Source organism: Bradyrhizobium sp. LA6.1 (genome assembly GCF_040547805.1).
GTDB classification, from domain to species: domain Bacteria; phylum Pseudomonadota; class Alphaproteobacteria; order Rhizobiales; family Xanthobacteraceae; genus Bradyrhizobium; species Bradyrhizobium barranii.
In genome coordinates this window covers 669,123-689,998 of the sequence record NZ_JBEPQK010000004.1, presented here as the reverse complement: position 1 = coordinate 689,998, position 20,876 = coordinate 669,123, and the positions used below count along the sequence as shown (strand labels likewise).

Sequence of the window (20,876 nt, the reverse complement as noted above, 5' to 3'; positions counted from 1 at the left end):
GAAGCGCTTCATCCGAGACCCCCGCAAATCGTGCGGGAATCATACCGCGAGAATCACGTCAAGCGCCGCGTTTTTACACAGCCAGGGTCAAAAGCGGTCTTCGAGGAGCGTGCTTGGCAGGTCAGAAGCCGACGCAAGCCGTCACCGACGTGGCGCCTGGATATCGAATTCAGAGGTTGCCAATCGGTCGGCGGCGGAGATGGTGCGTTCTGATGGACGCCTGCTGGACACCCGCTGCCATGATGCCATCATGCCCCTGTTTTGCCCGACGGGTCAAATCGATTTCGTAAAATCGAAAAAATCCAATGCCGACAAGGGCGCGGCTACTGTGCATGGGGTTGTTTTCGCGAATTTTGTTTGTCGGCCCCCGATAGGCCGGGCCGGCCCCAATCTCGTTGGGCCCGGAGTGGCCTGAGCGTTCCCCTCAGCTATCCACCTTCAGCGCGGCAATGAAGGCTTCCTGCGGGATGTCGACCTTGCCGAACTGCCGCATCTTCTTCTTGCCTTCCTTCTGCTTCTCCAGAAGTTTCCGCTTACGCGTGATGTCGCCGCCGTAGCACTTCGCGGTGACGTCCTTGCGCAGCGCGCGCACCGTCTCGCGCGCGATCACCTTGCCGCCGATCGCCGCCTGGATCGGGATTTGGAACATGTGCGGCGGGATCAGCTCCTTCATCTTCTCGACCATCGCGCGGCCGCGCCCCTCCGCGCGGGTGCGATGCACCAGCATCGACAGCGCGTCGACCGGCTCGTTGTTGACCAGGATCTGCATCTTGACGAGATCGGCCACCTTGTAGTCGGTCAGGTGATAGTCGAACGAGGCGTAGCCTTTCGAGACCGATTTCAGGCGGTCGTAGAAGTCGAACACGACTTCGTTGAGCGGCAGATCGTACTTCACCATGGCGCGGGAGCCGACATAGGTCAGCTCCTTCTGCGCGCCGCGGCGGTCCTGGCACAGCTTCAACACGCTGCCGAGATATTCGTCGGGAGTGAGGATGGTGGCCTCGATCCAGGGCTCCTCGATATCGGCGATCTTGACCACGTCGGGCATGTCGACGGGATTGTGGATCGAGATCTCCTGGCCGTCGGTCAGGTGCATCTTGTAGATCACGCTTGGCGCGGTCGCGATCAGGTTGAGGTCGAACTCGCGCGACAGCCGCTCCTGGATGATCTCGAGGTGCAATAGCCCGAGGAAGCCGCAGCGGAAGCCGAAGCCCAGCGCGGCCGAGGTTTCCATCTCGTAGGAGAAGCTCGCGTCGTTGAGGCGCAGCTTGCCCATCGCCCCGCGCAGCGTTTCGAAGTCATTGGCGTCGGCCGGGAACAGGCCGCAGAACACCACCGGGATCGCCGGCTTGAAGCCCGGCAGCATTTCGGTGACCGGCTTCCTGTCGTCGGTGATGGTGTCGCCGACGCGGGTGTCGGCGACTTCCTTGATCGCCGCGGTGATGAAGCCGATCTCGCCGGGGCCGAGCTCGTCGACCTGCTCCATCTTCGGGGTGAAGAAGCCGACGCGCTCGACGTCATACGCCGCGCCTGTGCCCATCATGCGGATGCGCTGGTTCTTCTTCATGACGCCGTCGACCACGCGGATCAGCACGACTACGCCGAGATAGACGTCGTACCAGCTGTCGACCAAGAGCGCCTTCAAGGTCGCCTCGCGGTCGCCCTTCGGCGGCGGCAGGCGGGTGACGATGGCTTCCAGCACGTCGGGGACGCCGAGGCCGGTCTTGGCCGAGATCATCACGGCGTCGGAGGCATCGATGCCGATGACGTCCTCGATCTGCTGCTTGATCTTCTCGGGTTCGGCCGCGGGAAGGTCGACCTTGTTCAGGACCGGGACGATCTCGTGATTGTTGTCGAGCGCCTGGTAGACGTTGGCGAGCGTCTGCGCTTCGACGCCCTGGCTGGCGTCGACCACCAGCAGGGAACCCTCGCAGGCCGCCAGCGACCGCGAGACTTCGTAGGCGAAGTCGACATGGCCGGGCGTGTCCATCAGGTTGAAGATGTAGTCCTTGCCGTCCTTGGCGTGGTAGGCGAGGCGGACCGTCTGCGCCTTGATGGTGATGCCGCGCTCGCGCTCGATGTCCATGGAATCGAGCACCTGCTCCTTGCCCGCCATTTCGCGGTCGGTGAGGCCGCCGGTCATCTGGATCAGGCGGTCGGCCAGCGTCGACTTGCCATGGTCGATATGGGCGACGATGGAGAAGTTGCGGATGTTGGAAATGGGGACGGTCGTCATGGGCGCGGGATACCACTCACATCCCCGTGCGGCAACCATATTGCTGTATTTTCAGGGCCTTTCTTCACGCCAAGCTGATTCCACGAGGGCCCAAAACGCGCTACGCAACGGCCCATGTCCAGGCTCATGTCCACGACCTCGATCCCCTCCGCCCGAACACGCGTAAAAGCCCGGGTGAGCTTTAACCGCTTCCGGGCCTGGCTGGTTGCCTGCGCGATCCGGCCCGAAGCGCGGCTCTGGCTGGTGATCCAGCTCGCCATCCTGCATGCCGTGATCTGGACCTTCATCCTGATCAATCTCAAGGCAGCGCAGGACGTTCACATGGACGTCGCAGAAGCCTATGGCTGGGGCCAGGAGTTCCTGTGGGGCTACGGCAAGCACCCGCCGCTGTCGGGCTGGGTCGCCGGCCTCTGGTTCAAGGTGTTCCCGGCGGCGGACTGGGCGACCTATGCGCTGGCGATGGCGACCGTCGGCGTCGGCATGGTGATCTGCTGGCTGCTGAGCTTGCGCGTCGTGGACGCGCGGCGTGCGTTCCTGGTCGTGGTGATGGTCGCGCTCTACCCGATCTTCAATTTCAAGGGTTTCAAGTACAACCCCGACCTGCTCCAACTCGTCACGCTGCCGCTGCTCGTGCTCGCCTATCTCAACGCCTTCGAGAAGCGGACCTGGCAGTCCGGTATCTGGTTCGGGCTCGCCGGCGCGCTGGCGCTGATGACCAAATACTGGGTGCTGACCATGATCGGCGCCATTGGCCTTGCCGCGCTGATCCATCCCGACCGGCTGCGATTCCTGCTGTCGCCGGCGCCGTGGGTGGCGATCGCGACAATGGTCGTGGCGATGATCCCGCACATCGTCTGGCTTGCCGGCGTGCATTTCGTGCCGCTGACCTATGCCGGCGATACCTACAGCCTCGATGACAGCCGCCAGGTCCATCAGCTCGTGGCGGGCTACGCCCTGCATAATCTGGCGCTGCTGGCGTTGCCGGTGGCGCTGGCCGCGCTCGCAATGGCGCTGGTGCCGCATTGGTTCACGTTGCTGTTGCGCGCACCGTTACGCATCGTCACGCGTGCCTGGGGGCGCGGCGCCAATCCCGGCGTCAATGTTGCGCAGGCGTTGAACGTCTGGATCATCCAGATCATCGTCGCGGTCGGCCCGCCGCTCGGCGCGCTGGCCTTCAGCATCTACATGAAGACCGATTGGGGCATCTCGCTGTTCTTCCTGGTACCCTTGGCGCTGGTCGCGATCCCGGCGCTGCGGGTGCAGAGCGCGGCCCTGTTCAACATCGCCGTGATCTGGCTCCTGCTCAGCGTCGCCACGCTCGCCGCCTCGCCCTGGATCGCCGCGCGCGAGATGGCCGCTAATGCCGGCAACACGGCGACCTACGGCGCGCGCTCGGAGCTGGCGCATGAATTGACGCAGGCCTGGCACGCGCGTTTCGGCTCGCGCTGGGCGGTCGTTGCCGGCACCATGGAGTCGATCCAGCCGATGGTGTTCTACAGCCCCGATCATCCGGCCGCGTTGATGCCGCTCGAAGCCTGGGATTCCGGGCTGACGTCGCGCGAGGATGCCAAGAAGTATGGTTTCATCGGCGTGTTCGATCCAACCGATGGCCGCCTGCCGGCGTTCGAGAAATGGGTCTCGGAGATCGCGCCGAACGCCGAGCGCATCGTGATGACGACGCGCCGCTTCACCCACGGCAAGGCCGGCCCGTCGATGAGCTGGAATATCTACATCGCGCCGCCGGCGAAGTGATTTCGGCGTTGTAGGTCTCGTAGGGTGGGCAAAGCGACTTGTCCGCCATAGCTCGAAGAGCGACGGCGGAAGCGTGCCCACCACTTCTATGGCGATTGTCGCGAGATGGTGGGCACGGCGCTTCGCGCCTTTGCCCACCCTACGGCACTGAGCGCGTGGCTCAGATCCCTTCCTCGTTGAACTTGCTCTCAACGAGCTCGGTAATCGCCGCAAGCGCAGCCTGGGCATCATCACCGGCGGCGGCGACCGTGATCGTCGTGCCCGGTCCTGCGGCCAGCATCATCAGGCCCATGATCGAGGTGCCGCCGACGGTCTCGCCGCCGCGCGTCACCCACACCTGGGCGTTGAAGCGCTCCACCGCCTGGACGAACTTCGCCGAGGCGCGAGCGTGCAGGCCGCGCTTGTTGATGATCAGGAGGTCTTTGGAAATGGCTCCCGCCGGCACGCCTGTCCCGGCCTGGTTTCCGAGCGGCGCGTCGTCGCTCATTTGCCGGCGAGCACGCGGCTGGCAATGGTGACGTATTTGCGGCCCGCTTCCTGGGCCATCGCGATCGCGTCGGGCAACGGACGCTCCTCGCGCACCTTGGCAAGCTTCACCAGCATGGGAAGGTTGATGCCCGCGAGCACTTCGACCTTCGGCCGGCTCATGCAGGATATTGCAAGGTTCGACGGCGTGCCGCCGAACATGTCGGTGAGGATCGCGACGCCGTCGCCGGAATCGACGCGGTTGACCGCCTCGATGATGTCGCTTCGGCAGAGATCGGAATCATCTTCGGCACCGATCGTGATCGCTTCGATTTGCTTTTGTGGGCCCATGACATGCTCAAGCGCTGCCTTGAATTCGTCGGCAAGGCGCCCGTGGGTCACAAGTACTAGACCAATCATCGGAAAACTCCTCGCGGGCGCTTTTGGTGCACCGCACGAACGCGCCACTTTGACCATCCAGAGCCCCCGCGCAAGAGGGGATGTTGCGTATCTCCCTGAAACTAGACGGATGGATGAGGGGAGCTGCGCCGGTCTATTCGGTCGCGATAGTGGGGTTCATATGGTTACCATTTCCCTTCAAACAATCGCCTGAAGGGTTAACGGAAGATGAACTCTTGGTAGTGGTCAAGGCCGCAACAACCAAAGGGAGGGGCGAATAGTCGCGCCCGACGGGGATTCGCGGTATTTCGACACCGAAAATGCTTGTTTTCAGCGATTCCGCCGCAGGCAGCCGTTCTGCGTCGGCGGCGTCCAGATCGACCACGAGGCCGACGGTCGCATGCTCCACGAAGTCGCAGCGGCGGATTCCCAGTCCCCGAATCTCGATCAGGCCGGCCAGCAGCGGCGCGGGGCGGACTTCAATTTCGTCGCCGACTGTCGCCAGATGGACACGGTCATCGCCGACCAGAACGGCCCTTTCGACCACGCCAGCGCGTCCCGCCATGATCAAATCGAAGGCAAGGCGCGACTTGCCGGAGCCTGAGGGCCCGCGGATCAGCACCGCCAGAGTCCCGACCTTGACTGCGGAGGCGTGAACGCTGGGGCCACCGTCGCTCATAGCGCCGGCAGCCTCACCACGAAACGCGCGCCGACAACCGTAGGCGCTCCGTCCTCGTCCGCCGGGCCCGGGCGGTTCTCGGCCCAGATGCGTCCGCCATGGGCATCGACGATCTGCTTGGAGATCGACAGGCCGAGGCCGGAGTTCTGGCCAAAGCCCTGGTGCGGACGGTCGGTGTAGAAGCGCTCGAAGATGCGCTCCAGCGCGTCGTCGCGGATGCCGGGACCGTCGTCGTCGACCACGATCTCGATCTCGGAACGGACGCGGCGGCAGGTGAGGCGCACCTTGCTGCCGGGCTCGGAGAACGACTGCGCGTTGGAGAGCAGGTTGGAGACCACCTGCCCGAGCCGTGAATCGTGGCCCGTCACGGAGAACGCGTCGGTCGCGCCGCGGCCCTCGAAGCGCGTTTCGACCGCGACGTCATGGCCGAGCTTGGTTTCATTGGCGACGGATACGAGCGTCGTCAGCAGGCGGCGCAGGTCGACCCGGACCGCATCCTGTCGCTGCAATTCGGCGTCGAGGCGGCTGGCGTCGGAGATGTCGGAGATGAGGCGGTCGAGCCGCTTGACGTCATGCTCGATCACCTCGAGCAGGCGCGCGCGGCTGTTCTCGTTGCGCGCCAGCGGCAGCGTCTCGACCGCGGAGCGCAGCGAGGTCAGCGGGTTCTTCAGTTCATGCGCGACATCGGCGGCGAACATCTCGATCGCCTCGATGCGGCTGTAGAGCGCGCTGGTCATGTCGCGCAGCGCGCCGGACAGGTGACCGATTTCGTCGCGGCGCCGGGTGAAGTCGGGAATCTCGATGCGCGCCTTGATGCGGCGGCGGACGCGCTCGGCGCTGTCGGCGAGCCGGCGCACCGGGCCTGCGATCGTGCTGGCGAGCAGCAGCGACAGCATGATCATGACCGCGGCAGCGACGCCGCCGACCTTCAGGATCGCCAGGCGCTCGGCGGTGACCATCTGGTCGATGTCGTCGCCCTGCGTCGACAGCATCAGGGCGCCGTGGATGGCGCGCGAGCGCAGCACGGGGACTGCGACCGAAACGATCACCTCGCCGCGCGAATTGACCCGCACCATCGAACGCTTCTGGCCCTGGAGCGCGTCGCTTACTTCCGAATAGCCATTGCCGTTCTCGCGCCCGAGCTCGCGATACAGCGGCAGGTCACCGCGGTTGATCCAGAGCCGTATCGAGGTCAGGCCGCGCTCGATCACGCCGGGCTTCTGCGATGGCGGCGGCAACGGGAAGATCAGCACGTTCTCGAGGTCGCGGCTGTCGAGCAGCACCGTCCCGTTGGGATCGAATATCCGCGCGCGGGTCTTGGTCGGCGAGATCAGCGTGCGCAGCACGGGTGCCACGCGCTCCGGGCTGATCGGGAAATTCAGCGCCGAATAATCGTCGGATTCGCCATAGCTGTCGCCGAGCTTCAGATCGAGCAGGCGGTCAGGATCGACCGTGATCGCGTTGGTCTGCACGGTCGCCGACGCTCCGATGGCACCGGCGATGATCTCGGCCTGCACCAGCAGGCTCTGCGCACGCGCGTCGATCAGGCCGGCGCGGAACTGCGAGAGATAGAGAATGCTCGCGACCAGCGCGACGAGGCCGGCGAGGTTGAGCGAGACGATGCGGCGGGTCAGGCTCGAGAAGGAGAGCGCGAAGAAATACTGACCGGCGCGCGTCAGCCAGGACAGCGGCCGCCAACCTTGCGCGGCCGGCTTATCGTCGGCGACGTGCTCCGGTACGCCGTCGGATGCGATATCCCCGGCATTCTGGTTCTCGTCAGGCTGCGTTCGGTCAAGCAATGCTTACGCCCGCGTTAGGACATCTCGTGCGAAGGGTCCCCGCATCCTAGAGCCATCCCGGTCCCGATGGAACGAGAACCGGCGATGCTCTCAGTCTTTCGTGAAGGCGCGTGAGCCTCAGGCTTCCTTGAAGCGGTAGCCGACGCCGTAGAGCGTCTCGATCATCTCGAACTCGTTGTCGGTCACCTTGAACTTCTTGCGCAGCCGCTTGATGTGGCTGTCGATGGTGCGGTCGTCGACATAGACTTGGTCGTCATAGGCGGCGTCCATCAGCGCGTTGCGGCTCTTCACCACGCCGGGCCGGGTCGCCAGCGCCTGGAGGATCAGGAATTCGGTGACGGTCAGCGTCACCGGCTCGTTCTTCCAGGTGCAGGTGTGCCGTTCGGGGTCCATGCGCAGCAGGCCGCGGTCGAGCGCTTTGGCATCGTTCTCCTTCGGCGCGACGGTCGGGTCCTTCGGCGCAGAGCGGCGCAGCACGGCCTTGACGCGCTCGACCAGCAGGCGCTGTGAGAACGGTTTGCGGATGAAGTCGTCGGCGCCCATCTTGAGGCCGAACAGTTCGTCGATCTCTTCGTCCTTGGAGGTCAGGAAGATCACCGGCAGGTCGGATTTCTGCCGCAGCCGGCGCAGCGTTTCCATGCCGTCCATGCGCGGCATCTTGATGTCGAGGATGGCAAGATCGGGCTGGGTGGTGCGGAAGCCGTCGAGCGCGGAGGCGCCGTCGGTGTAAGTCATGATGCGATAGCCTTCGGCCTCCAGCGCGATCGAGACGGATGTGAGAATGTTGCGGTCGTCGTCGACCAAAGCGATTGTGGGCATGAGCCTCTGCTTTCTGCTTTCCGTTTGGGTCGTGGCTTGAAACGGCGAGCAATCCAGTGATGCGCCGCATACATGGGTGCCGAAGTCGGCGGTCGAACCTTGTCACCGAGCAATGCAAGCTGGGCTGAAGTGTGACCAAGTTCCACGAAGCGCAGCAGATTCGCCGCGTTTCGACCCATAACCTGACCCCCGTTTACCCGAAAAAAGACCTCTCTTGCAACCACCTGACCCGAGAAAGCCGATGCACCCGACCCCTGATTTCGACCCCGGAAAGCTCGCCAAATCGCTGCTCAGGCGCTCGCGCCAGGGGGCGCTGGCAACGCTGATGGCCGGCAGCGGCGACCCCTATTGCTCCCTGGTCAATCTGGCGAGCCACCCCGACGGTTCGCCGATCCTGCTGATCTCGGGCCTGGCCGTGCACACCAGGAACATCCTGGCAGATCACCGGGTCTCCCTGATGCTGGACGAGCGCGCGGCCGGCGATCCGCTGGAGGGCGCCCGAATCATGCTGTCCGGCCGGGCGGAACAGGCCGATGCCGACAAGGATCTGCTCCAGCGGCGGTATCTTAATGCCCATCCATCGGCCGAAGCGTTTGTTTCGTTTAAGGATTTCTCTTTCTTCAGAATTCGGCCCACGGGAACCCATCTGGTCGCCGGCTTCGGCCGCATCGTCGATCTCAAGCCCGAGCAGTTCCTGACGGACCTCACCGACGCCGAGGATCTGCTGGCGGCGGAGGAGGGGGCGGTCGCGCACATGAATGCCGACCACCGCGACGCCATGGGCCTCTATGCAACAAAACTCCTCGGCGCGGCGGAGGGCGACTGGCGCTGCACCGGCTGCGACCCCGAAGGTCTCGACATGCAGGATGGCCAGACTGCGCTGCGGCTGAACTTCCCGGAGCGGGTGACTGACGGCACGGCGCTGCGCAAGATGCTGGTCCGCCTTGCTGGCGAAGCGCGCGCGAAGGTGGACTAGCGCGCAACAATTTGAACGCTGCCCCCCATCGCTGCGACCCAAGACCGTAATGGTTCGAAGTCGGCAGCGAGAGGGTTCATGATACGCCGTCGTTTGACGCTGGTTGCGGGTTTGGCGCTCGCGATCACCGCATCGCTTGCCACGCCCGGCTTTGCCCAGAAAGGTCTCGCCGCGGAGAGCGCGCGGATCAACGCACTCCGAAGCGCCGGCAAATATTCGGAGGCGCTGCCGCTGGCGCAGGCCATGGTGGCGTCTCTCGAGAAGACCACCAACAATCGTGATCTCGCGGGCGCGCTCAACAACCTCGCGCAGATCTACGCCGACCAGGGTCACGACGACCAGGCCGAGCCGCTCTACAAGCGCGCCATTGCACTGATGGAGAAGGGGACCAGTCTCGACAGTGTCGAGATCGCACCGGTGCTGAACAACCTCGCCGCGCTCTATCAGAGGCAGAGCCGCTTTGCAGAGGCCGAGCCGCTGTTCAAGCGTGCGCTCGCTGTGCGCGAGAAGGCGCTGTCGCGCGAGCATCCCGACGTCGGTCAGTCCCTCAACAATCTCGCCACATACTATGTCAAGCAGCAGCGTCAGGCCGAAGCCGAGCCGTTGTTTCAGCGCGCGCTCGCGATCTACCAGAAGGCCGGTGGCCCCGAGCATCCGGCGGTCGCGACGCTCCTGAACAATCTCGGCCAGCTCGATCGCGACCTCAACCGCGACGCGGATGCCGAGGCGCCGATCCGGCGCTCGCTCGCGATCCGCGAAAAGGTGCTGGGACCGGACCATCCCGACGTCGCGCGCTCGCTGAACAATCTCGCCGGTCTCTACGAGCACCAGCAGCGCTATGCCGATGCGGAGCCGCTCTATCGCCGTGCGCTGTCGATCCGCGAACGTGCGCTCGGTCCCGATCATCCGGACGTTGCGACCTCGACCAGCAATCTCGCTTATTTCCTCTACGTCTCCGGGCGGAACGCCGATGCGCTGCCGCTCGCGGAAAAGACGCTTGCGACCAATCGCGCGCAGCTGCGCGTCGTGCTGCCGGTCCTGTTCGCCGCGCGACAGCAATATCTGCTGCCTGACGACAAGGCGCTGGACGAGGCGCTCGCCGCGATCCAGCGCGGCACGCAATCCTCCGCCGCGTCCGCCGTGAACAAGCTGGCCGTGCGCCTTGCTGCCGGCAGCGACCGGCTCGCCGAGCTCGTGCGCCGGGATCAGGATCTTGCGGCCGAGTCCGAGGCGCTCGACAAGGCGATCATCGCCGCGGTGTCGAAGCAACCGGCCCAGCGCGACGTCGCGGCCGAGCAGCGCAGCCGGGTGCGGATCGCGGCGATAGCGAACGAGCGCACAGGCTTGCAGAAGACGCTCGCGGTCGAGTTTCCCGATTATGCGTCGCTCTCCAACCCCCTGCCGCTGGCGGTCAAGGATATCCAGCCCTTGCTGTCGCCCGACGAGGCGATGGTGCTCTACTCCGTCGTCGACAAGCAGAGCTATGTCGTCGCGATCACGCGCGAAGGCGTCGACTGGAAGGAGATTCCGCTCGGCGCGGACGCGCTGACGCAGAAGGTGACTGCATTCCGCAAGGGGCTCGATGTCGGCAAGGCGCGCGATGCCTCCGGCAAATCAGGGTTGTTCGACCTCGGGCTCGCCAACGAGCTCTATGTCGCGCTGCTCGGCCCGGTCGAAGGGCTGACGAAGGACAAGCGCAACCTGCTGGTGGTGCCGTCGGCCGCGCTAACGGCGTTGCCGTTTCATCTGCTCGTCACAGAGACGCCGCAAGCTGCGATCCCGGACACGCTCGAAGGCTATCGCAGCGCCGCCTGGCTGTTGCGGCGTCAGGCGGTGTCGGTGCTGCCCTCGGTGGTCAGTCTGAAATCGCTGCGTGCGGTCGCGCGTCGGGAGCAGGGCGTGAAGCCGATGACCGGCTTTGGCGATCCCGTGTTCAATCCCGCGCTGGAAGGGCCGGCCGATCGTCGCGCGGCAAGCGGCAAGGTCGCTGCACGCAACATTGCAACAATTGCCTATAGCGATTTTTGGCGCGGTGCCGGCGTCGATCGCGCGCGGCTTGCGCAGGCGCTGCCGCAACTGCCGGATACCGCGGATGAGTTGAACGCGGTAGCAAAGGATGTCGGCGCGGCCGAGGCCGACATCCATCTCGGCCGCGATGCCAGCGAAACGACGCTGAAGCGTGCAGCGCTTGCTCAATACAGCATCATCTACTTTGCCACCCACGGTCTCGTGGCCGGCGATATCAAGGGATTGGGCGAGCCCTCGCTTGCACTCTCCATTCCCGATCGGCCGACGGAGCTGGATGACGGCTTGCTCACGGCAAGTGAAGTCGCTCAGCTCAAGCTCAACGCGGATTGGGTTGTGCTGTCGGCCTGCAACACCATCGCCGGCGACAAGCCCGGCGCCGAGGCCCTGTCGGGGCTGGCGCGCTCGTTCTTCTACGCGGGTGCACGTGCGCTGCTGGTCTCGCATTGGGCCGTGGATTCGGAAGCTGCCACCCGCTTGACCACGTCGACTTTCGAACTGCTCAAGAACGAACCAAAAATCGGCCGTGCCGAAGCTTTGCGCCGCGCGATGTTGACGTACATTGATGACACCTCGTCACCGCGCAACGCCTATCCCGCGATGTGGGGGCCGTTCGCGCTCATCGGCGAAGGCGAGGTACGATAGGACGGTCCGGGATTGTGCGTCGCAATAACCACAGGAAACGCCGAATTGCGCATTTGGTTGCGCGATCATTCGCGATTTTTTGATGCGCCTGCTCAGGGCTGACATGCGCGGCATTTGGCGCGGTCCTTGAATAAACCAAATCCTGCGAGATCGGCTTGGCAACGCCAGCGTTCACCATTATTACGTCGTTCAACCGAGGCCGGACGGCCTATAATTCACGGTGACTGCGATGGCGCCAAAGCTTGGTCGCGCTGAGTGTCGCGGGTTCTAGGAGGATTTTTCGTGCAAGAGACGGGCGTGCGCAACGGTGCCTTCGGTGCCGACAAATTCGGCTTAAAGAATCTCAAACGGGTTCACTGGAACCTCGGCGCGCCGCAACTCTATCAATACTCACTTTCTGCGGGCGAGGCGGTGCTGTCGGCAGACGGTTCGCTTTGCGCCGACACCGGTGAGTTCACCGGCCGCAGCCCGAAGGACAAGTTCACGGTGCGTGACGCCACCACCGACAAGAAGATGTGGTGGGCCGGCAACCAGTCGATCACCGCAGAGCAGTTCGAGACGCTCTACCAGGACTTCCTCAAGCACGCCGAAGGCAAGAGTCTGTTCGCGCAGGACCTCTATGGCGGCGCCGATCCGGCCTACCGGATCAAGACCCGCGTGTTCACCGAGCTCGCCTGGCACTCGCTGTTCATCCGTACGCTGCTGATCCGCCCCGAGGCGGTCGAGCTGCCGAGCTTCACGCCGGAGCTCACCATCATCGACATGCCGAGCTTCCGCGCCGATCCGAAACGCCACGGCTGCAAGTCGGAGAATGTCGTCGCGATCGATTTCGCCCGCAAGATCGTCCTGATCGGCGGCTCCTATTATGCCGGCGAGATGAAGAAGTCGGTCTTCACCACGCTGAACTACTATCTGCCCGAGCGCGGCGTGATGCCGATGCACTGCTCGGCCAATGTCGGCGCTAATGGCGACACCGCGATCTTCTTCGGGCTATCAGGCACCGGCAAGACCACGCTGTCGGCCGATCCGAACCGCACGCTGATCGGCGACGACGAGCACGGCTGGGGCCCGAACGGCGTGTTCAACTTCGAAGGCGGCTGCTATGCCAAGTGCATCAAGCTCTCGCAGGAAGCCGAGCCCGAGATCTATGCGGCGTCGACGCGCTTCGGCGCGGTGCTCGAGAACTGCGTGCTCGACGAGGACACCCGAATCGTCGATTTCGACGACGGCTCCAAGACCGAGAACACGCGCTCCGCGTACCCGCTCGACTTCATCCCGAACGCTTCGCGCACCGGCCGCGCGCCGCAGCCGAAGAACGTGGTGATGCTCGCTGCCGACGCCTTCGGCGTGCTGCCGCCGATCGCAAAGCTCTCGCCAGCGCAGGCGATGTATCACTTCCTGTCCGGCTACACCGCCAAGGTCGCCGGTACCGAGCGCGGTCTCGGCAACGAGCCGCAGCCGGAATTCTCGACCTGCTTCGGTTCGCCCTTCCTGCCGCTCGACCCCAGCGTCTATGGCAACATGCTGCGCGACCTCATCGCCCAGCACAATGTCGATTGCTGGCTGGTCAACACCGGCTGGACCGGCGGCAAGTATGGCACCGGCTCGCGCATGCCGATCAAGGTGACGCGCGCGCTGCTTACCGCCGCGCTCGACGGCTCGCTTCGCAACGTGGAATTCCGCACCGACAAATATTTCGGCTTCGCGGTCCCGACCGCGCTGCCGGGCGTGCCGGCCGAGATCCTCAATCCGGTCAACACCTGGAAGGACAAGGACGAGTTCGACAAGACCGCCCGCGCGCTGGTCGGCATGTTCCAGAAGAACTTTGCCAAGTTCGAAGCCCAGGTCGACGCCGAAGTGCGCGCAGCCGCGCCGGACGTGAAGCTCGCGGCGGAGTAGGTCCGTATCGCTTGAAATGCAAAAGGGCGGCTGAGAGGCCGCCCTTTTTTTGTGGCGAGTAGCGCGAACCTCACACTCGGTGTCGTCCCCGCGAACGCGGGGACCCATACCGCGTGATCTCTCAAGGGAGTGCAGTGCGGGTAGCGGCGATGATCACTACGAATCTTCGCCAAACTGCTCCTTGTGGCTATGGGTCCCCGCGTTCGCGGGGACGACGCCGGAGCGAGACCTCACGCCTTGAAATACGCGATCTGCGTCGTGGTCGCGAGCAGCCTGCCGTTCGGCGACCACAGCTCGGCGTTCTGATCGGCATAGCTCCTGTGCATGATCTTCGAATCGGCCGTCGCGAGCACGCGCGTGATGTCCTCGGCGGCGAGCTCCTCGCTGTCGGTGTGAAAATACGTCGTCAGCGACACCGTGCCGAACGGCACCAGCTCGCGCCTGGCGTGGAAGATGCGGCCGAAGAAGGCGTCCGACATCGACATCAGCGACAGCATGTCGAGCTTGCGCGGCGTGCGGTCGCCGATCCAGAGCTTGGAATAGGTGCCAGCGAGCTCGGTCTGCGGCGGGCCGATCCGCATCTCGCCCTCGACGAAGCGGAATTCATACTGGTTGGCCCAGGACGCCGAGATCTTTGGGAATGGCAGCGTTGCCTCGAACGCCGTGGCGTCCGGATATTGCGCCACCCTGTGCTCCCAGGAGGGCCGGCGCTCGGCGAACACGGCGGTGGCGAGCGTTGCGACCTCGCCGCCGCCCTGCGACAGTTCGACGCTCCAATGCTGGCTGGAGCGATTGGCCTTCACCAGCCGCACGTCCAGATCGAACGGCCCCTTGGCGATCGGCGCGCAGTAATTGACGGTGAGGGCCAGCGGATCGCCGGCGCGTTGCGGATGGTCGATCAGCGCGCGCAGGATCGTCGCGGCCGTGGCGCCACCGAACGGGCCGACAAAGGCCCAGTAATCGTCGCTGGTGTGCCCCTGCCAGCTGCTGTCACCGGCGGTGATGCGGGTGGCGTCGTCGAACGGGTGCGGGAGCTTGGCGTGCATGGGATTAGACCTCTACTGAGCTTCCGTCCCAACGACGAAACTCCATCGTCTCATCACCAGGGCCATATTGCTGCGAACTCAACACATCGTCTGCCGGATCATCTGTGACCCAGGCATCCGCGACGGAGCCTCCTATGCGCTTCAGCGCAATGATACTCTTGCCGCTGATCAGATCGGCGACGAAGTCGCCGATGGCAGCTTCCTCGTCCTTGCCTGAAAGACTGGCAAGGATGCTGCCGTGCGTGTGCCAGGAGAATCCGTCGAACTCCAGCGTCCAGTCCCCGTCGGGACATATGACCAGCAATCGAAGCTGCCCATCCGGGCTCGTATACTCGCCGACAGGCACGATCGACTCCGGCCAGAAAAGCTCAAGCCGTAATATGATGCCTATCCTGCCAAATCAATAACCTCGCAGGTAACGCCGATTTCACGTTGCGGAAAATCAGCCCGCGACGTCGCGCAGATCTGGCAGCAACGGCGTGGTCGGATTGACCGGCACGTTCCAGATCTCCTCGGCATATTCGCGGATGGTGCGGTCCGAGGAGAACCAGGCCATGCGCGCGACATTGAGGATGGAGGCGCGCGTCCAGGCCGGCGCCACCTGCCAGCGTGCGTCGACGCTGCGCTGCGCTTCGTAATAGGAATCGAAATCGGCGCTGACCATGTAGTGGTCGAGATAGCGCAGCGCGTGCGCGATGGATTCGAAGCGGCCGGGATCACCGGGCGAGAACTCGCCGGTGCCGATCGCATTGATGGCGCGCTGGAGCTTTGGCGAATTGCGGATCACGTCGGAGGCATCCAGCCCTTGCTTGCGGCGGATCATCACGTCGCCGGCCTCCATGCCGAAGATCGCGATATTCTCCGCGCCGACATGGTCGCGGATCTCGATGTTGGCGCCGTCGAGCGTGCCGATGGTGAGCGCGCCGTTCAGCGACAGCTTCATGTTGCCGGTGCCGGAGGCCTCCATGCCGGCGGTCGAGATCTGCTCGGACAAATCGGCCGCGGGAATGATCACCTCCGCAAGGCTGACATTGTAGTCGGGCAGGAAGACGACCTTGAGCTTGCCGCCGATCGCGGGATCGTTGTTGACGACGTCCGCGACGTCGTTGACCAGCTTGATGATCAATTTTGCGTAGCGGTAGCTCGCCGCCGCCTTGCCGGCGAAGATTTTCACCCGCGGCACCCAGTTGCCGTTGGGGTCGTCCTTCATCGCCTGGTACAGCGCCACCGTCTCGATGATGTTGAGGAGCTGGCGCTTGTATTCGTGAATGCGCTTGATCTGCACGTCGAACAGCGCGGTCGGATCGACCTTGATGCCGAGCCGCTCGCCGATCAGGCGCGCCAGCGCGGTCTTGTTGTGAAGCTTGACGCTGCGGAACTTCTTCTGGAATTCGACGTCGCTGGCGCGGGCTTCGATCAGGCTGAGCTGGGTCGGATCGTCGAGCACGGCTTCGCCGCAGGTCTCGCGCAGCAGGTCGGTCAGCTTCGGATTCGCCAGCATCAGCCAGCGGCGGAAGGTGATGCCGTTGGTCTTGTTGGTGATGCGGCCGGGATAGAGATGGTTGAGATCGTGGAACACGGTCTCGCGCATCAGGTCCGAATGCATCGCCGAGACGCCGTTGATGCGGTGCGAGCCGACGAAGGCGAGCTGGCCCATGCGCACGCGGCGTCCGCTCCTCTCGTCGATCAGCGAAACCGAGGCACGGAAATCGATGTCGCCGGGCGCGCGCGCTTCGGCCAGCGCCAGATGCTGCACGTTGATGCGGTAGATGATCTCGAGATGGCGCGGCAACAGCTGCTCGAACAGTTCGACCGGCCAGGTCTCCAGCGCCTCGGGCAACAGCGTGTGGTTGGTGTAGGACAGCGTTGCGACCGTGATCTTCCAGGCCTCGTCCCAGCGGAAATTGTGCAGGTCGACCAGGATGCGCATCAGCTCGGTGACGGCGAGGCTCGGATGCGTGTCGTTGAGCTGGACCGCGACCTTCATTGCGAGGCTGCGAAGCTGGCCGTCGGAGGTCAGGTGGCGATTGACCAGGTCCTGAAGCGAAGCGGAGACGAAGAAATACTCCTGGCGCAGCCGCAGCTCGCGTCCCGCCGGGCTCTCGTCGTTCGGATAGAGGAATTTGCAGATGGCTTCCGCGCGCGACTGCTCGGCGCTGGCGCTGACATAGTCGCCCTTGTTGAAGGCGTCGAGCTTCAACGGATCGGGCGAGCGTGCCGACCACAGGCGGAGCGCGTTGACGTGCTGGCCGCGCCAGCCGACGATCGGCGTGTCATAGGCGATCGCCTGCACGGTCTCGGCCGGATGCCAGATCGCGCGGTCGCGGCCCTTGTCGTCGACATGCTCGACGCCACCGCCGAAATGGACGTGATAGATCACCTCGGGCCGCTGCAATTCCCAGGGATTGCCGAAGCTCAGCCATTCGTCCGGATATTCCTGCTGCCAGCCCTGATTGATGATCTGGCGGAACAGGCCGTAATCGTAGCGGATGCCGTAGCCGATCGCGGGGATCGAGAGCGTGGCCATGCTCTCCATGAAGCAGGCGGCGAGCCGCCCCAGGCCGCCATTGCCGAGCGCGGCATCCGGCTCGCATTTGCGGAGCTCAGGCAGCGACACGCCGAGATCGCCGAGCGCGACCTCGAAGATCTTGAGCAGCCCCATGTTGTTCAGCGCGTCGGTGAAGAGACGGCCGATCAGGAATTCGAGCGAGAGATAATAGACGCGCTTGCGTCCCGCATCGTAGCTGTGCTTCTCGGCCGTGAGCCAGCGATGCACGATGCGGTCGCGCAGCGCGAGCGCTGCGGCCTGGTACCAGTCGTGCTTGGTGGCCATGCCCGCATCCTTGCCGATGGCAAGGCGCAGCTTCGCCAGGATCGCGCCCTTGACGTCAGCCAGCGCGAGCTCGTCGATGGGCTGGCCGGAGGCCGGAAAACTTGGCTGGAACGATTGATCTTGCAAGGCCGTCACTTCCTGGTCGCGAGAACACCACTAACTCTACGCGTCTTGCCCCTGCACCGGAACCATCCCTGGCGCGGCCGTGCACTGCGCTGGCGTAAATTTATGCAAGGAACGGGCCGATTTGGGAACCCGGAAGCGTACGGAGAGATGCGGATTCGGTGCTAGATTGAGGGCAGATTCAGCCATCAGTGTGGAGGAAACGTCCATGAGACTGCTGATCGAAATCGCCGCCGCGGCCTTCCTCGTCGTCTGCATCACCGCCTCCAGCGCCGCCTTTGCCGCCGGCAAGACGAGTCGCAGTGCCGACGGCCTGAGCTGCGGCTTCAGCGTTCCGGAAAATGCGTCTCCCGCGGTGCGCTGCGCCGCCATCAAGCGCCAATGCGGTGGCAAGTTCTACGCGAATGCGTGCGGGGACAGGCTGGTGTCGGCAGCGAATTGAGGAGCGGGTCGCTGGATTCGCCGCGCGTGAAGGTGCTGCGCGCTATCTGACTACGCCCGACGTGAAGCCCGCCTTGCGGCGCGGCGGCTTGATTTCCTTTTTCAGGAAGCAGCGCGCTTCACGCCCGGTGTAGCCGGGACGGGCATAGGTGAAGGCGCGGCACTTGTTGTCGGCGATGCAGGCGGCCTTGCAGGCCTCTTCGCCTTCGCCGTCCTTGATCTCGAAATTGCGCAAGTCGCCGCCGGGGCGGTCGATCGACGTTTCAACGCCTTCGATCCGCGGCTCGATCACGCCGGCGCCACGCACACCGGAGATGCAGCAGCTGCCCGGGACACGCGGCGGCACCGTGTTCTTGAGCCAGCACACTGCCGAGCCGCCTTCGACGTCGGGATAGTTGAAGCTCCAGGAGCGGCAGCGGCGGTCACGCTCACACTGCAGCGCGCAATCCTCGGGGTCACCTGACGTCACCGGCGAGCTGAAATAGTCGCCGCCGGGCCGGTCGAACGCCGTCTGGGCGCGCGCAGGCGCGCTCGCAAACACGAGCGCAAGCAACGTGGCGCAGGCCACGACGCTTGCCATGACGGCCCCACGCAGGCGGCCCTTCCCCATTGGAACAGCTTTCGAGTTATTGACGGCGCTCAGGTTTTTTCAGCCGGTCATTTGATCGCCGCAAACCTGTATGGGCGATGAACGGCTCAGGTCCTGGTCGTCGGCCTCTGGCCTAGAACGCGTATTCCGCGTAGGCCGGTTCCACGGAGCCGTTCCAGGCGCCGTTGAACTTCTCCAGCATCTCCTCGGCCGGGGTCCGGCCGGAATCGATGATGCGATCGAGCGGCTCCAGATGCCGGGTTTCGTCGCGGCCGAGCTGGTCGATCCGGCCGCGGCGGCGCAGGCCGGCATGGGCCAGAACGAGGCATTCCTTGGCGATCTCGAACAGATAGCGGTCCTTGATCCGCGCCTTGAAGCCGAACCGCGGCACGTCGTCGCGCAGGGCCTGGCGCTCATGCGCGGTCCAGTGCTTCACGAGGTCCCAGGCGGCATCGAGCGACACATCGTCGTAGAGCAGCCCGGCCCAGAAAGCCGACAGCGCCGGCAGGCGGCCCCACGGGCCACCATCGGAGCCGCGCATCTCGAGATAGCGCTTGAGGCGCACCTCCGGGAAGATCGTCGAAAGATGATTGGCCCAGTCCGACAGCGTCGGGCGTTCACCGGGCAGATTGTTGTTGCGGCCGTCGAAGAAGGCGCGGAACGAGGAGCCCGAGACGTCGATGTAATCCTCGTCGCGCTTGACGAAATACATGGGCACGTCGAGCGCGTAGTCGACATAGCGCTCGAAACCCATGCCGTCCTCGAATGCCCACGGCATCATGCCCGAACGCGCATTGTCGGTGTCGCGCCAGATCTCGGAGCGGAACGACAGGAAGCCGTTCGGCTTGCCCTCGGTGAACGGCGAATTGGCAAACAGCGCGGTCGCGACCGGCTGCAGCGCGAGCGAGACGCGCAGCTTCTTGACCATGTCGGCTTCGGAGGAGAAGTCGAGATTGGTCTGCACCGTGCAGGTCCGGTACATCATGTCGAGGCCGTATTGGCCGACCTTCGGCATGTAATTGGTCATGATCTTGTAGCGGCCCTTGGGCATCACCGGGATGTCGGCGCGCGACCAGGACGGCGTCATGCCGAGCCCGAGGAAGCCGATGCCGAGCGGGGTCGCGATCTCGCGCACCTGCGCCAGATGCGCCATCAGCTCGCTCTGGGTCTGATGCACGTTCTCGACCGGCGCGCCGGAGAGCTCGAACTGTCCGCCGGGCTCGAGCGAGATGGCGCCGCCGCCGGTGACGTCGTAGAGGCCGATGATGTTGCCCTTCTCCATGATCGGCTCCCAGCCGAGCAGGAGCTTCATGCCTTCGAGCAGCGCGCCGATGCCCCGCGCACCCTCGTAAGGCACCGGACGGTGGCCTTCGAGCGTGAACGGCGTCTTCTCGTGCTCGGTGCCCATGCGGAATTCGGACGGGTCCTTGCAGCCGGCCTCGAACCACGCGACGAGCTCGTCGCGCGACTGCAGCGGCGTCATATCGATCTGGTCTCGCGCCATATCAAACTCTAATCAAAAAGGGCGCTTCGATCGAAGGCGCGCGGGTGACGGGGTGGTCCGCGAACCCAGGGGGTGCACGGACGAGCTGGTGTGCCGCACGATCATCGAGACGGCGTGGTTTCGTTGACGTGGATGGGCGGCAGTTTCATCTCGCCGCACGAGCAGCCGAGACGGTCGAGCAGACCGCTGAGCTTGACGGCATCCGCATCGGACAGTTTCGAGCCGACATACTTTTCGATCGCGGCCGAATAGGCGCCCCACATCCGCTTCTGCAACTCGCGGCCGGCTTCCGTGATCTCCACGAACTGGCCGCGCTTGTCGATCTTGCATTCGCGCCGGGAGGCGAGCCCCTCGTCGACCAGGCGATCGATCAGGCGCGAAGTGGAGTATTGCGGGATCAGCATTTGCCGCTCGAGTTCCACCGGCCGCAGCTCTCCCGAGGGCGCTCGCGACAATTCGAGCAGCGCGTCGTACCAGGCCAGCGGCGGGAACCCCGCCTTCTTCAAGTCCTGCTCGACGCAATCGAGCACGCGGCTCTGCACCCGCATCAGGCGGATCCAGGCCGAAGTTGCCTCGGTCGATGGTTTGCGTTTCATGGTCCCGCTCAAGCTCGTCGTCCCGTCTCTTACCTCACTCAATGCACCTG

The 20,876-nt window shown here is 64.4% G+C and carries 18 protein-coding genes; 6 read left to right on the top strand and 12 right to left on the bottom strand.

Annotation, left to right across the window (positions count from 1 at the left end; genetic code table 11):
* Nucleotides 1-213: hypothetical protein (locus tag ABIB99_RS13815; RefSeq protein WP_354176190.1), on the top strand; the 213-nt coding region annotated here is incomplete at its 5' end.
* Between the two features lie 211 nt (nucleotides 214-424).
* Here ABIB99_RS13815 and lepA read toward each other — a convergent pair.
* A complete protein-coding gene (lepA, locus tag ABIB99_RS13810) occupies nucleotides 425-2,236 on the bottom strand; it encodes a translation elongation factor 4 (protein WP_028148267.1) in 1,812 nt (603 codons plus the stop codon).
* Nucleotides 2,237-2,362: 126 nt separating this feature from the next.
* On the opposite strand from lepA, the gene ABIB99_RS13805 reads away from it, so the two are divergent.
* Nucleotides 2,363-3,988, top strand: a complete 1,626-nt coding sequence (locus tag ABIB99_RS13805) for a glycosyltransferase family 39 protein (protein ID WP_354176207.1) — start codon at nucleotides 2,363-2,365, stop codon at nucleotides 3,986-3,988.
* Nucleotides 3,989-4,148: 160 nt separating this feature from the next.
* Here the strand turns inward: ABIB99_RS13805 and ABIB99_RS13800 are convergent, their stop codons facing one another.
* From ABIB99_RS13800 to ABIB99_RS13780, 5 genes are all read right to left on the bottom strand, one after another.
* Nucleotides 4,149-4,475, bottom strand: a complete 327-nt coding sequence (locus ABIB99_RS13800; protein ID WP_063980739.1) for an HPr family phosphocarrier protein — start codon at nucleotides 4,473-4,475, stop codon at nucleotides 4,149-4,151.
* On the bottom strand, nucleotides 4,472-4,873 hold the full coding sequence (locus ABIB99_RS13795) for a PTS sugar transporter subunit IIA (protein ID WP_007597752.1): 402 nt from the start codon (nucleotides 4,871-4,873) through the stop codon (nucleotides 4,472-4,474). The genes ABIB99_RS13800 and ABIB99_RS13795 overlap by 4 nt, the downstream gene beginning before the upstream one ends.
* A 133-nt stretch (nucleotides 4,874-5,006) precedes the next feature.
* Nucleotides 5,007-5,531, bottom strand: coding sequence for an HPr kinase/phosphorylase (locus ABIB99_RS13790; protein ID WP_063980740.1), 525 nt, complete (start codon nucleotides 5,529-5,531; stop codon nucleotides 5,007-5,009).
* Nucleotides 5,528-7,330: a sensor histidine kinase gene (locus tag ABIB99_RS13785; protein WP_354176189.1), complete on the bottom strand. Its 1,803-nt coding sequence runs from the start codon at nucleotides 7,328-7,330 to the stop codon at nucleotides 5,528-5,530. Before ABIB99_RS13785 ends, ABIB99_RS13790 begins: the two co-directional genes overlap by 4 nt.
* A 117-nt stretch (nucleotides 7,331-7,447) precedes the next feature.
* Complete coding sequence (locus ABIB99_RS13780; protein WP_038952081.1) at nucleotides 7,448-8,149, bottom strand: response regulator transcription factor; 702 nt, start codon at nucleotides 8,147-8,149, stop codon at nucleotides 7,448-7,450.
* Nucleotides 8,150-8,390: 241 nt separating this feature from the next.
* Between ABIB99_RS13780 and ABIB99_RS13775 the strand changes: the two genes are divergently transcribed.
* From ABIB99_RS13775 to ABIB99_RS13765, 3 genes are all read left to right on the top strand, one after another.
* Nucleotides 8,391-9,125: a HugZ family pyridoxamine 5'-phosphate oxidase gene (locus tag ABIB99_RS13775; RefSeq protein ID WP_354176187.1), complete on the top strand. Its 735-nt coding sequence runs from the start codon at nucleotides 8,391-8,393 to the stop codon at nucleotides 9,123-9,125.
* A 78-nt stretch (nucleotides 9,126-9,203) separates the two neighbouring features.
* Entirely contained in the window at nucleotides 9,204-11,795 is a 2,592-nt protein-coding gene (locus tag ABIB99_RS13770; protein WP_354176185.1) for a tetratricopeptide repeat protein, read from the top strand.
* 282 nt (nucleotides 11,796-12,077) lie between these two features.
* Nucleotides 12,078-13,694, top strand: coding sequence for a phosphoenolpyruvate carboxykinase (locus ABIB99_RS13765; protein ID WP_071916914.1), 1,617 nt, complete (start codon nucleotides 12,078-12,080; stop codon nucleotides 13,692-13,694).
* Nucleotides 13,695-13,924: 230 nt separating this feature from the next.
* Here the strand turns inward: ABIB99_RS13765 and ABIB99_RS13760 are convergent, their stop codons facing one another.
* The 3 genes from ABIB99_RS13760 to ABIB99_RS13750 form a co-directional block, all read right to left on the bottom strand.
* A complete protein-coding gene (locus ABIB99_RS13760; RefSeq protein ID WP_354176183.1) occupies nucleotides 13,925-14,740 on the bottom strand; it encodes an acyl-CoA thioesterase in 816 nt (271 codons plus the stop codon).
* Between the two features lie 4 nt (nucleotides 14,741-14,744).
* Entirely contained in the window at nucleotides 14,745-15,086 is a 342-nt protein-coding gene (locus ABIB99_RS13755; protein ID WP_354176182.1) for a hypothetical protein, read from the bottom strand.
* Nucleotides 15,087-15,182: 96 nt separating this feature from the next.
* The gene (locus ABIB99_RS13750; RefSeq protein WP_354176180.1) at nucleotides 15,183-17,699 is read right to left on the bottom strand and encodes a glycogen/starch/alpha-glucan phosphorylase; all 2,517 of its coding nucleotides are present in this window, start codon (nucleotides 17,697-17,699) and stop codon (nucleotides 15,183-15,185) included.
* 205 nt (nucleotides 17,700-17,904) lie between these two features.
* On the opposite strand from ABIB99_RS13750, the gene ABIB99_RS13745 reads away from it, so the two are divergent.
* Complete coding sequence (locus ABIB99_RS13745) at nucleotides 17,905-18,138, top strand: hypothetical protein (protein WP_071916913.1); 234 nt, start codon at nucleotides 17,905-17,907, stop codon at nucleotides 18,136-18,138.
* A 42-nt stretch (nucleotides 18,139-18,180) separates the two neighbouring features.
* Here ABIB99_RS13745 and ABIB99_RS13740 read toward each other — a convergent pair whose 3' ends face one another.
* The 3 genes from ABIB99_RS13740 to ABIB99_RS13730 form a co-directional block, all read right to left on the bottom strand.
* Nucleotides 18,181-18,747, bottom strand: a complete 567-nt coding sequence (locus tag ABIB99_RS13740; RefSeq protein ID WP_063980748.1) for a PAN domain-containing protein — start codon at nucleotides 18,745-18,747, stop codon at nucleotides 18,181-18,183.
* A gap of 112 nt (nucleotides 18,748-18,859) precedes the next feature.
* Nucleotides 18,860-20,230, bottom strand: a complete 1,371-nt coding sequence (locus ABIB99_RS13735) for a glutamate--cysteine ligase (protein ID WP_038933719.1) — start codon at nucleotides 20,228-20,230, stop codon at nucleotides 18,860-18,862.
* 101 nt (nucleotides 20,231-20,331) lie between these two features.
* A complete protein-coding gene (locus ABIB99_RS13730; protein ID WP_038960026.1) occupies nucleotides 20,332-20,826 on the bottom strand; it encodes a MarR family winged helix-turn-helix transcriptional regulator in 495 nt (164 codons plus the stop codon).
* Nucleotides 20,827-20,876: the final 50 nt, after the last annotated feature.

What these genes read in the sequence shown, in the direction of transcription:
- lepA (WP_028148267.1), bottom strand. Translation starts at nt 2,236, where the DNA reads ATGACGACCGTCCCCATTTCCAACATCCGCAACTTCTCCATCGTCGCC.
- ABIB99_RS13805 (WP_354176207.1), top strand. Translation starts at nt 2,363, where the DNA reads ATGTCCACGACCTCGATCCCCTCCGCCCGAACACGCGTAAAAGCCCGG.
- ABIB99_RS13800 (WP_063980739.1), bottom strand. Translation starts at nt 4,475, where the DNA reads ATGAGCGACGACGCGCCGCTCGGAAACCAGGCCGGGACAGGCGTGCCG.
- ABIB99_RS13795 (WP_007597752.1), bottom strand. Translation starts at nt 4,873, where the DNA reads ATGATTGGTCTAGTACTTGTGACCCACGGGCGCCTTGCCGACGAATTC.
- ABIB99_RS13790 (WP_063980740.1), bottom strand. Translation starts at nt 5,531, where the DNA reads ATGAGCGACGGTGGCCCCAGCGTTCACGCCTCCGCAGTCAAGGTCGGG.
- ABIB99_RS13780 (WP_038952081.1), bottom strand. Translation starts at nt 8,149, where the DNA reads ATGCCCACAATCGCTTTGGTCGACGACGACCGCAACATTCTCACATCC.
- ABIB99_RS13775 (WP_354176187.1), top strand. Translation starts at nt 8,391, where the DNA reads ATGCACCCGACCCCTGATTTCGACCCCGGAAAGCTCGCCAAATCGCTG.
- ABIB99_RS13770 (WP_354176185.1), top strand. Translation starts at nt 9,204, where the DNA reads ATGATACGCCGTCGTTTGACGCTGGTTGCGGGTTTGGCGCTCGCGATC.
- ABIB99_RS13760 (WP_354176183.1), bottom strand. Translation starts at nt 14,740, where the DNA reads ATGCACGCCAAGCTCCCGCACCCGTTCGACGACGCCACCCGCATCACC.
- ABIB99_RS13745 (WP_071916913.1), top strand. Translation starts at nt 17,905, where the DNA reads ATGAGACTGCTGATCGAAATCGCCGCCGCGGCCTTCCTCGTCGTCTGC.
- ABIB99_RS13740 (WP_063980748.1), bottom strand. Translation starts at nt 18,747, where the DNA reads ATGGGGAAGGGCCGCCTGCGTGGGGCCGTCATGGCAAGCGTCGTGGCC.
- ABIB99_RS13735 (WP_038933719.1), bottom strand. Translation starts at nt 20,230, where the DNA reads ATGGCGCGAGACCAGATCGATATGACGCCGCTGCAGTCGCGCGACGAG.
- ABIB99_RS13730 (WP_038960026.1), bottom strand. Translation starts at nt 20,826, where the DNA reads ATGAAACGCAAACCATCGACCGAGGCAACTTCGGCCTGGATCCGCCTG.